Origin of the sequence: Staphylococcus sp. HMSC062H10 (assembly GCF_001836945.1) — a bacterium.
Classification (GTDB): domain Bacteria; phylum Bacillota; class Bacilli; order Staphylococcales; family Staphylococcaceae; genus Staphylococcus; species Staphylococcus aureus.
Genome location: NZ_KV830950.1, coordinates 1 through 1509, shown reverse-complemented (window position 1 = coordinate 1509; position 1509 = coordinate 1). Strand labels below are relative to the sequence as shown.

Genomic DNA, 1509 nt, shown 5'->3' with positions numbered 1-1509 from the left:
TTTTACCTTGACCACATCTTACTTGTTCTAAAAGATCAGCTTTAGATAATTCTTTTTTATTTTTGTTAATTTACCCTCGTGACAATTTAATATAGTTTTGAGTTTTCGTTTGTGAAGATGAAAAATATATCACCATTTTTATCAAACCAATTATTTTTAATTGATAATTCTAATCTATCTTTTAACAATGCATAAGCAATTTTTGCATCATTACTTAATTGCATATATTTTTCGTTAGTAAAAAATACTTTTGGTAGTTGGTAAAATTTTTCTCTATATTGTTGTTGGATATTAAATCTTTGTTCAGACATAATAAAAACCTCTTTCCATATTTTAGTTTGGTAAGAGGTAATAAAACGCTTTTATTTAGCTTTACATTTATTTAATGATTTAGGTGCTTGCACTAAGATATTATTCATTATATAATACAAGTATCGAAAATATATTAAATAAACGTTTGCAGACGTTCTATTACCTGAGAGTAACTATTTCCAGTAGTTGCTCTTTTTTTATATTATAAATTGATAATAACATGTTGCTGTTATTTGTAAAATTTATTTTGAATCTTCTTACAGCTTTACTTTATAGAATGAAGGATTGTAGAAATGATATTCTACATAACACATATATTCCCCCTTATATAAGGAATACAGCTATAGCATAACACAAATTTAATAGTGTGTATAGTTATATGCATAAATTGTAATGATATAAATACACATTTATATATTTAATTAGATACACATGTTTATGTTGATATTTATGTGTATTAGTGGTATGTTTTAGTTGGAGGTGGAAGCAATGGAAATAATTACTTTTGCTGCTATAAAGGGCGGCGTTGGAAAAACAACATTATCTTATAACTTTTCGGAATATTTAGCTTCTGTAGGAAAAAAAGTTCTTCTTATTGATATGGATCACCAATGTAATCTATCTCAACTATTAAATGTGTATGAGCAAGAAAATACGGTATTATCAATTTTTAATAAAATTGATGGGCTTAATATAAACGAAGAAGTAAAAATTCATAAAGTTAAAACAAATATAGATTTAATTAGTGGTTTTTTAAGATTAGATGAGTATGAAAGAGTAATGAGTACAGCTGATGGTAAAGATATGCAATTATATATGTGGTTAGATGATAACTACGATAAATATAATATTGAAAAGTATGATTATATAATTATAGATACACACCCAGATTTTAGTACATCAACAAGAAATGCAATAGCAGTTAGTCACAAAGTTATTTCTCCAAATAAACCTAGTGGTTTTAGTGATGATTCAAATTCTAACATTGAATACAGAATAGATAAGTTGAAAAATGATTTAATTGATTTCAGAACAAGAGAGAGTTATGTAACAGCTAAATTATATTATGTCGGCAATATGGTTAAGCATAATACTAAATCATCTAATCATTTTATTGAAGAAATGAATTCGAATAATAAATATATAACATATTTTCCTGATAAAGAATTAATTACTAAAAGTGTAATGGAAAAAAAA

The 1509-nt window shown here is 25.0% G+C and carries 1 protein-coding gene and 1 pseudogene; one reads left to right on the top strand and one right to left on the bottom strand.

The window, feature by feature from the left end:
- A pseudogene (locus HMPREF2658_RS00580) lies at positions 1-311 on the bottom strand (replication initiator protein A); the annotation flags it as partial.
- A 490-nt stretch (positions 312-801) separates the two neighbouring features.
- Between HMPREF2658_RS00580 and HMPREF2658_RS00575 the strand changes: the two are divergent.
- Positions 802-1509: ParA family protein (locus HMPREF2658_RS00575; RefSeq protein WP_070854169.1), on the top strand; the 708-nt coding region annotated here is incomplete at its 3' end.